Source organism: Vibrio sp. 99-70-13A1 (genome assembly GCF_013114625.1).
In the GTDB taxonomy this organism is placed as follows: Bacteria; Pseudomonadota; Gammaproteobacteria; order Enterobacterales; family Vibrionaceae; genus Vibrio.
Map to the genome: position 1 here is coordinate 61,036 of NZ_VTXD01000025.1, position 9,870 is coordinate 70,905.

Annotated in this window: 9 protein-coding genes, 1 riboswitch and 1 other annotated feature; all 9 genes read right to left on the minus strand. The window is 42.6% G+C overall.

Annotated features, from left to right (window positions below):
• Window positions 1-78 precede the first annotated feature (78 nt).
• The gene (gene hisIE / locus F0226_RS15670; RefSeq protein WP_171736517.1) at window positions 79-729 is read right to left on the minus strand and encodes a bifunctional phosphoribosyl-AMP cyclohydrolase/phosphoribosyl-ATP diphosphatase HisIE; all 651 of its coding nucleotides are present in this window, start codon (window positions 727-729) and stop codon (window positions 79-81) included.
• Window positions 726-1,499, minus strand: a complete 774-nt coding sequence (gene hisF / locus F0226_RS15675) for an imidazole glycerol phosphate synthase subunit HisF (RefSeq protein WP_017060270.1) — start codon at window positions 1,497-1,499, stop codon at window positions 726-728. Before hisF ends, hisIE begins: the two co-directional genes overlap by 4 nt.
• Entirely contained in the window at window positions 1,481-2,218 is a 738-nt protein-coding gene (hisA, locus tag F0226_RS15680) for a 1-(5-phosphoribosyl)-5-[(5-phosphoribosylamino)methylideneamino]imidazole-4-carboxamide isomerase (protein ID WP_171736518.1), read from the minus strand. Before hisA ends, hisF begins: the two co-directional genes overlap by 19 nt.
• 43 nt (window positions 2,219-2,261) lie before the next feature.
• Entirely contained in the window at window positions 2,262-2,876 is a 615-nt protein-coding gene (gene hisH / locus F0226_RS15685; RefSeq protein WP_171736519.1) for an imidazole glycerol phosphate synthase subunit HisH, read from the minus strand.
• A 25-nt stretch (window positions 2,877-2,901) separates the two neighbouring features.
• Entirely contained in the window at window positions 2,902-3,990 is a 1,089-nt protein-coding gene (hisB, locus tag F0226_RS15690; protein ID WP_171736520.1) for a bifunctional histidinol-phosphatase/imidazoleglycerol-phosphate dehydratase HisB, read from the minus strand.
• Window positions 3,991-4,080: 90 nt separating this feature from the next.
• Window positions 4,081-5,121, minus strand: coding sequence for a histidinol-phosphate transaminase (hisC, locus tag F0226_RS15695; RefSeq protein WP_171736521.1), 1,041 nt, complete (start codon window positions 5,119-5,121; stop codon window positions 4,081-4,083).
• Between the two features lie 9 nt (window positions 5,122-5,130).
• On the minus strand, window positions 5,131-6,426 hold the full coding sequence (gene hisD / locus F0226_RS15700; RefSeq protein WP_171736522.1) for a histidinol dehydrogenase: 1,296 nt from the start codon (window positions 6,424-6,426) through the stop codon (window positions 5,131-5,133).
• A gap of 5 nt (window positions 6,427-6,431) precedes the next feature.
• Window positions 6,432-7,328 (minus strand): ATP phosphoribosyltransferase, encoded by an 897-nt coding sequence (gene hisG, locus F0226_RS15705; protein ID WP_171736523.1) that lies wholly within the window; start codon window positions 7,326-7,328, stop codon window positions 6,432-6,434.
• Between the two features lie 54 nt (window positions 7,329-7,382).
• Window positions 7,383-7,518, minus strand: a sequence feature (His leader region).
• Window positions 7,519-7,726: 208 nt separating this feature from the next.
• Window positions 7,727-9,322, minus strand: a complete 1,596-nt coding sequence (locus F0226_RS15710) for a Na+/H+ antiporter NhaC family protein (protein WP_171736524.1) — start codon at window positions 9,320-9,322, stop codon at window positions 7,727-7,729.
• A gap of 113 nt (window positions 9,323-9,435) precedes the next feature.
• A riboswitch (Lysine riboswitch) is annotated at window positions 9,436-9,613 on the minus strand.
• Window positions 9,614-9,870: the final 257 nt, after the last annotated feature.

Consider the following 9,870-nt stretch of genomic DNA (forward strand, 5'->3'; position numbering starts at 1 on the left):
TTCTACACTCAGAACACAATAAAAAGGCTTCCATTTGGAAGCCTTTATCATTTTAGGGTTTTGTTTAAGAGTACCGAATTACTTGTGGCGCTCTTTAAGCTTGTTTATCACATCATCCATAGACAAGCCTTGATCTTGCAGCAATACCATAAGGTGGTAAATCAAATCTGCAGATTCACAAACTAGTTCCGCCTTATCGCCCGACGTCGCCGCAAGCGCGACTTCAACGCCTTCTTCACCCACTTTTTGCGAAATACGCTTGGTGCCACGGGCATATAGACTGGCAGTATAAGAAGATTCAGGGTCGGCGTCCTTGCGGGCAGCCAGTAACTGCTCAAGTTGATGAAGCCAAACCATTTGTGTTTCTTCTTGCTTATCACCATCCCAGCATGTTGTCGTTCCTGTATGGCAAGTGGGTCCAATCGGGTTGACCTTAACGAGTAGCGTATCGTTGTCACAATCTAGAGAAATGTTGGCTAACTGAAGAACATTACCCGACGTTTCACCTTTAGTCCATAAACGCTCTTTAGTTCGAGAGAAGAACGTCACTTGACCTGTCTCACCTGTTTTTTCAAGTGCTGCTGGGTTCATGTACCCCATCATCAATACTTGGCTAGATTGATAATCTTGAACAATAGCCGGTACTAAGCCGCCGACTTTTTCCCAATCAATACGCCCTGATAATGCGCCTACTTCTGTTTTTGATAAGCTTACGGGTTCAAAACTCATAGTCGCACCTCTACATCTTGTTGTTTTAAATACTGTTTAAGTTCACCAATATTGATGACTTGTTTGTGGAATACCGAAGCCGCTAATGCCCCGTCCACGTTGGTCTTTTTGTAGGCTTCAGCAAAGTGCTCCATTGCACCAGCACCACCAGAGGCAATCAATGGCACGTTACATACTTCACGCACCATGTTTAACTGATCGATATCATAGCCGTTGCGAACACCATCTTGGTTCATCATGTTTAACACAATCTCACCTGCGCCACGCTTTTGTACTTCTTGCACCCAGTCTTTGGTTTCCCATTTGGTTGCTTTAGTACGCGCTTCATCGCCAGTGAATTGGTAAACCTGATATTTACCCGTTTCTTTATCGAAGTATGAATCGATGCCAACAACGATACATTGCACGCCGAATTTATCAGCTAGGTCAGTGATCAGTTGTGGGTTAGCCAATGCAGGTGAGTTAATTGATACCTTATCGGCACCAAACTCAAGAATACGCGCTGCATCTTCTGCTGATTTAATACCACCAGCCACACAGAAAGGAATATCAATCACCTCTGCTACACGTTTCACCCAGCTCTTATCGACAACACGACCATCGCTTGATGCCGTGATATCATAAAATACTAACTCATCAGCGCCCTCTTCTGCGTAGCGTTGTGCTAGCGGAACGATGTCACCAATAATTTCGTGGTTACGGAACTGAACGCCCTTAACCACTTGTCCGTCACGGACATCCAAACAAGGGATTATTCGCTTTGCCAACATGCAAATGCCTCCTCTGCGGTAAACTTGCCATCAAGTAACGCACGACCAACAATCACGCCAGCAACGCCGCTGCCTTTTAGAGCCTCGATGTCAGCTAGACTGCCGATGCCACCCGATGATTGGAATTGAACTTGTGGGTACTGCTTACAAAGATCAACATAGAGCTCTACGTTTGAGCCTTCTAGCGTGCCATCACGTGAAATGTCGGTACATAGAACGTGTTTAAGACCTACAGTCAGGTAATCTTCAATCAGCGCTTCAATCGTAACGCCTGAATCTTCTTGCCAACCTGAAATCGCCACTTTACGTGTGCCGCTTTCGTCAATGTTGATATCCAAAGCCAGTACAATTTTTTCAGCGCCGTATTTTTTCATCCAACCTTTAACAAGTTCAGGTTGTTTAACTGCTGTTGAACCAACAACAACGCGCTGCGCACCTGCTTCTAGTAGGTCGACCACGTCTTGCTCATTACGAACACCACCACCAATTTGGATATTGGCAGGCGTGCTAGCAAGTAGCTTTGCGATCAGGTCAAGTTGACGAGCGGTTGTGTCTTTTGCACCCGTTAAGTCAACAAGGTGGAGCCAACCTGCGCCAGCTTGATGATACAGATTGAACTGCTCTGCTGGGTCGACTTTGTATTCTGTTACTTGCCCGTAATCACCTTGGAATAAGCGAACTACTTGGCCTTCAATTAAATCTAATGCGGGAATAATCATTTACATTCCTTATATGGCAACGTTAGCCGATGCCTAATCCTTATTACAATTCCAAGAAGTTCTGAATCAGCTTCGAGCCAGCTTTTGACGAACGCTCTGGGTGGAACTGAACACCATAATAGTTGCCACTTTGCACAGCTGCTGTGAACGGGTTGCCGTAATCACATTGTGCGATTGTGTAGTCACCCACTGGCATTGCGAAGCTGTGTACAAAGTAGAAGTACTCGCCTTCTTCAATGTCTTTGAATAAAGGATGATTAGGTGTCGCGGTGACAGTGTTCCACCCCATATGTGGCAACGGTAAATCGCCCGTTTCAAGTAAACGAACTTCACCGTCACACAAGCCTAAACATTCAACTAACGCGTCAGCCTTTTGACCTTTCTCTTGAGACAGCTTACCTAGCAACTGCATACCTAAACAAATACCAAGTAGAGGCTTCTCTACTTGCTTAACAAGAGAAACAAGGTCACGCTCTTGCAAGTTTTTCATTGCCTCACTTGCTGTGCCTACGCCGGGTAGGAATAGCTTGTCTGCAGCAAGGACGACTTCTGGTTCTTTTGAAATCTCAACTTCGTAGCCCAAACGCTCAATGGCAAATTTCACCGATGAGACGTTGGCACAACCAGTATCAATAATGACGACTTTTTGTTCTTTCATTGTTTTTTCCTTGCTAACGTTAGCCTTACAGGACGCCTTTGCTGCTTGGTAACTCGTTACCTTCAACTTTGATTGCTTGGCGAAGAGTACGACCAAACGCTTTAAACAAGCTCTCAATGATGTGGTGATCATTATTGCCAGCAGAAGAAAGGTGTAACGTACAAGCCAGTGTGTCGGTTAAAGATCGGAAGAAATGAACCACCATTTCAGTAGACAAGTCACCGACTTGTTCGCGGCTAAACTTAGCATCGAATTTCAGGTATGGGCGACCAGAAAGGTCTAGTGCACACTGAGCTAGACACTCATCCATTGGTAGGCTGAAACCAAAACGACCGATACCACGTTTCTCACCAAGCGCATCTTTTAATGCCTGACCTAATGCTAACGCTGTGTCTTCAATCGTGTGGTGATCATCAATGTGTAAATCACCTTTCACTGACAGGTTCATTTGAAAACCACCGTGAGTCGCGATTTGATCCAGCATGTGATCAAAGAAACCCATACCAGTGTCAATTTTATTGCCGCCAGTTTCATCAAGGTTTACAGCGACTTTAATGTCAGTTTCTTTTGTCGTACGAACCACTTCAGCAACACGAGCATTAACCGTCAAGTCTTTAACAATCTGTGGCCAATTAAGCGTACCTTCCGTTTCTGCATCTGGACCATATTGAATACCACGAATTGCCATGTTCTCAGCTAATTGAAGATCAGTAATACGATCACCAATCACAACAGATTTTTGGAAATCAACTTTTCCACCCTGAAGGTATTCTTTTACCATTCCAAGCTTAGGCTTACGACAAGAGCAGTTATCTTCATCGAAGTGAGGGCAGATAAGCACATCATCAAACTTCACACCTTGAGATTCAAAGAACTCCATCATCATATTGTGCGGAGCATCGAATTCATCTTGTGGGTAGCTATCAGTACCTAAACCGTCTTGGTTAGTCACCATCACTAAACGGTAGCCAGCATCTTGAAGAGCCAATAAGCTAGGGATAACTAACGGCTCAAATTTTAATTTATCTAAACGGTCCACTTGAAAATCGACGGGAGGCTCAACAATTAAGGTGCCATCTCGGTCAATGAAAAGTATTTTCTGTTGTTTACTCACTTGAACTTCCTTTTAATTTTAAATCTGTCGCCTAGCAAAAGTCGCTAGGTTAAATATTCTTTCTTATCAAACCTCACGGCTTAACATGTATCACTGATAAAAATTTCGAATAAATCCAAGTGTCTTTTCGCACTCTTCTCGATTACCAATGCTAATACGCACACAATTTTCTATTGGTGAATTACGTAGGATAATGCCGGTATCCCATGCAGCTTTAAATAAAGCATCGCCATCAGGGAATTTAACTAATAAATAGTTACCCCAACCATCAAATACTGTTAATTGTGGCATACCAAGTAAACCCGCTTGTAAATAAGCGCGATTTGCACTTAAATCCAGAACTTGAAACTTTGCTCTAGCAAGCCCTTGCTCAGAAAGCGCTTGAATCGCAATATCCGCTACTGGGATTGGTACTGGGTAAGGCGCAATCACTTTCAATAAAACATCAATAAGTTCTTTATTGGCTAGCGTAAAACCGCAACGTAAACCAGCTAAAGCAAAAGCCTTTGACAGCGTTCGTAGAATGGCAAGGTTCGGGTATTGCTCAAGCAAATCAACAGTGGACGCTTCTGGGCAGAAGTCGATATACGCTTCATCCATCACGACAATCGCTTTATCTTGCGTCATTTCAAGCAATTTGATGATGTCTTTACGATCAACTAGATTGCCCGTTGGGTTATTTGGGCTACAAACAAACACGACTTTTACATTATCGAGTTGAGCTTCTATAGCTGGAAGATCTAATTGCCATTCAGCCGTCAAAGGCACAACTTTACGTTCAACACCAATCGTCTCGGCACTGATTGCATACATACCGTAGGTTGGTGGGCAGTAGAGAATAGCGTCTTCGTTCGGCTCACAGAAAGCACGAATCAATAACTCAATGCCTTCGTCAGCACCACGGGTTGTCAGTGTTTGTTCTGATTTAACACCTGCGTATTGTGCGTAAGCATCAATCAACTCTTTAGGCTGACATTCACTATAACGGTTAAGGCGAGACAGGTTTAGGCTGTACTCGTTATCAAACGGTGATTCATTGGCATTCAGCCATACATCGCCGCTACCGCCAATGCGTCTTGCAGACAAATAAGGGGTGAGAGCCTGAACTTGTTTTCTTGCTAACTTTTCCATGCCCTACTCCTATTTCACTCTATTTAACTTTTCAACTCGAATGGTCACGGCACGCTTGTGTGCATCCAAGCCTTCAGCTTCTGCCATGGTTACAACCGTTGGAGCTAACACTTTTAAGCCATCTTCTGACAGCTCTTGTACTGTCATACGCTTAGAGAAATCAGCCAAACCTAGGCTTGAATACGTCTTGGTATAACCATAAGTCGGTAGGACATGGTTAGTGCCAGAAGCATAATCACCCGCAGATTCAGGAGACCAATCGCCAAGGAATATTGAACCCGCATTATCTAATAATGGTAATAATTCTCTTGGATTCTTGGTTTGAACAATTAAGTGCTCAGGGCCATAAAAATTGGAAATCGCAACGGCTTGAGTAATCGATTCAGAAATAATAATCAAACTTGAAGCAAGAGCTTGTTGAGCGATGTTCGCACGCGATAAATCTTTCAACTGCTTCTGAACGGCATCTGTAACTTGATCAGCAATAACAGGAGAAGGAGTCACAAGTACCACTTGAGAATCAGGTCCATGTTCAGCTTGGCTTAATAAATCAGCGGCAATAAAATCTGGGTCTGCCATTTCATCAGCGATAACGAGCACTTCAGAAGGTCCTGCTGGCATATCAATAGCCGCACCACGGAAATCATTACTCACTTGTCTTTTTGCTTCAGTAACAAATGCGTTGCCAGGTCCGAAAATTTTATCAACTTTCGCAACGCTTTTAGTCCCATAAGCCATTGAAGCAACAGCTTGAGCACCACCTACATTATAAACTTCATCAATTTTGCATAGCTTAGCTACATACAAAATTTCATCTGCAATTGGCGGCGGTGAGCACAATACGACTTTACGACAGCCTGCTATTTGAGCGGGAACACCTAACATTAATACCGTTGAAGGAAGTGGAGCACTTCCGCCAGGGATATATAAGCCGACAGTATTAATTGCTCGCGTTATTTGCTCACACACGACACCTGGTTGTGTTTCAACACGTAACGGCTGAGGCTTTTGAGCTTCGTGAAATTTAGCTATATTTTTATAAGCTTGCTCCAGTGCTTGCTTCATTTCTTCGCTCAAGCGCTCACTGGCTTCATTTATTTCAGAAGTCGTCACTCGAATAGATTCAGGAGTCACACGATCAAATTTTTCAGCAAGAGCAAATAAGGCAGCATCACCTTCAGAACGTACTTTAGCGACAATATCGGATACCGCTGCAGTGATATTTGCACCTTCAGCAATCGCTGGACGCTCTAATATCGAGTCTTGTTGGGATTCACTTAAAGATTGCCATACAACGGTTCTCATCTTACTTACCCCATCATCTTTTCAATTGGCAGAACTAAGATCGAGCTTGCACCTAGCTCTTTAAGCTGTTCCATTGTTTCCCAGAATAAATTTTCTGTACTCACAAGGTGAACGGCAACTTTATCTTGGTCAGAAGAAAGAGGAAGAACTGTTGGATCTTCGGCACCAGGTAGCAATGCTTTGATTTGTTCTAGCTGTGAAGTTGGTGCGTGCAGCATGATGTATTTTGATTCTTTAGCTTGCTGTACGCCTTGCATACGAGTCAGAAGCTTTTCAATCAATGCTGTTTTATCTGCATCAAACTCACCCTGGCGTTGAATCAAAGTCGCTTTTGATTTGAAGATGACTTCCACTTCTTTTAGGCCATTGGCTTCAAGTGTTGCACCAGTTGATACTAAATCTGCAATAGCATCAGAAAGACCGGCACGAGGAGCTACTTCAACTGAACCAGTTAACATACAAGCACTATAATCTACGCCCTGCTCATCCATGTAAGCTTTAAGTAGCTGCGGGTAAGTGGTTGCAATGCGCTTACCGGCTAAGTCTTGAGGACCGTTGTAATCTTCATCTTTATTGATCGCAATAGAAAGGCGACAACCACCAAAATCTAAACGGCGTAACGCTTCAAACTCACACGGTTCATTCAAAGCTTTACGATCTAGACGAACTTCTTCAAGTTCATTTTCTCCGATAAAACCTAGGTCCACTACACCATCCATGATCAAACCTGGGATATCGTCATCACGAACAAGTAACAAATCAATTGGCATATTTAGTGAATGAACAACAAGCTGCTCCCCCATGATGTTAAATTTAACACCACATTTTTTTAGTAAGTATTGGCACTCTTTACTTAAGCGACCTTTCTTTTGAATTGCGATTCTTAGGCGTTGTGTCTGCATTGCTATATCCCTGTGCAAAATATTGAATTTATTAAATAATTTTTAATAGCTAAAACTAAAAAACCCTCGGGAGACTTTGTCATCCCGAGGGTTTAAATCTAAATTCTTTGACTTAACCTCCGGGAGTAAACTTGCTCCCGGGTATACGTAAACCTCCCCGAAAGACTAGATAGGGTGATGGTGATGATGAATGTTCATTACAAATTTACGCATAGTTATCAGCTCTTATGTTGTTTGCTGTCTTGTCTCCACACTAACTAAGGTGACACGCTTTTTCAACCATTTATTCTAAGTTTTTTCACTTAATTAAGAATAAACTTAACAAGCACAAAAAAAGGGAAGCTCTCGCCTCCCTTAACTGTTTAATTTCTATTTAACTCTAACTGACAATCGAGTGATTAACTCGTGCAGTTTGCCATTTTGCAGCGAGAGAAATACGCCAGAACAAAGCACACTGCAACAAATGTAACTGATGCTGCCGCAAATGAAATGGCAACTGATGCCGTCATACCTAGTGCGATAAAGCCAACACAAGATACAAGCGCTACTGATAACGCGTAAGGTAACTGCGTAGAAACGTGGTCAATGTGATTACAACGAGCACCAGTAGAAGAAAGAATGGTCGTATCAGAAATTGGAGAACAGTGGTCACCAAAAACTGAACCCGCCAATACTGCACTTAGCATTGGTAGCATTAGCGCTAAATCTGTTGCACCGGCCATATCACCAGCGATTGGTAACATGATGCCAAATGTGCCCCATGAAGTACCTGTTGAGAAAGCCATTAAACCAGCAAGTAAGAACAGGATAACGGGTAGCCAGTGGTGGTCGATATTACCTTGCACTAATGAAGATAAGTAAGCGCCGGTTTTCATGTCACCAATTACAGAACCGATTGTCCAAGCAAATACCAGAATCAAAATGGCACCAAACATTGAACGAGCACCGATCCACATTGTTTTCACAATATCGATTGTTGGCAGCTTTTGCTTAAAGACAGTACCAAGTGCAACCAGTAAACCTAAGATACCACCGTAAACAAGAGACTTGCCAACATCAGTATTTTCAAATGCGCCTAGAAGATTGAAAGCGATACCATCAGCCGCAAGTGCTTGACCGCCTGTGTACATCATTGCAGCAATGGTTGCGACAATAAGAGAAACAATTGGCATCACTAGATCAGCAACAGAGCCTGTTTCACTTTCTTCAATGTCTAGCTCTTCATTAAGATCTCTTGCATCTTTATTGTTGCTTTCATCGCCATCAAAACCGCGACCTTGCGAAGCTTCAATCTCGTGGTCACGCATTTTACCGACATCAAGACCAAACCAAGCAACAGCGAAGACCATCAGTAAAGCAAATACTGCATAGAAGTTCATTGGGATAAGTCGAATGTAAGCGCCAAGAGCTGAGTAATCCGTCATGCCATGAGTGACTAAGATGCCACCAATGATTGTCATGATGTAAGCACCCCAGCTTGATGCTGGCATTAGTACACACATTGGAGCCGCTGTAGAATCTAAAATATAAGCTAGCTTCGCACGAGATACATAAAAGCGGTCTGTCACTGGGCGTGAAATGGCACCAACCGCTAAACTATTAAAGTAGTCATCAACAAAGATGAACACACCTAAGAAAGCCGCTAGCAACTTAGAGCCACGTTTACTTTTTACTCGTGATTGAGCCCATTCAGCAAAAGCGCGTGTACCACCAGATAACGTCAATAACGCTGTCATCATACCTAGTAGTAACAAGAACGCGACAATACTCATATTCCAAGTATTAATCCCGCCATCTTCAATAAAGACACCAGAAACTTTTGTTCCAATATAGCCAGCAGCATTACCTAACGAGTAATCAGCTAATAAAAGTGCACCCATGACAATACCAACACCTAACGAGACAAGTACTCGACGTGTGATGATAGCAAGGCTCAAAGCCACAATGGGCGGAAGCAAAGAAAGAGGAGATGTTGCAAAATCTATTAAATTCATGATCTTCAAAAACCAGTTTATTATTTGGCTAGAGATCTACTGCAGATGAGTTTGATAACAGCTTATCAAAGTCATGTTGAACTAAGCGAAAGGGAAGTGAACACTTCACCCAACCCCACAGTAGCGCTCCATAGTTTAAAATTAAGACTATGGCAGTGTTGTACCTATTGAGCACAACCCCAGCAAATTGCTTAGATATACAATTTACTTCGGCAATTAGACCTTTCATTCTTGTTCATTGGCATCACCCCAACAAAAACTACTTTTTATAATTGCACCTCTACGTGCGACGAGATTATTCACTATTGTTACTGTAATTTAACAATAATATAACTAAGCTATCGCATCAGGTAGCCGCAATTGTACTCATAGAGATAAACATTGCAACATATCATTCTAAGAAAAATCAATTAGAAGCTCCCTTCTATCTTTAACCGAGCAATAAAGTGGCTTAGGTAAATACTCTACTAATCACATATATAAGAAATCAGTTTCTATTTATAAATACATATTATTTTTACCTATAATATCTGTCTCTTATACACATC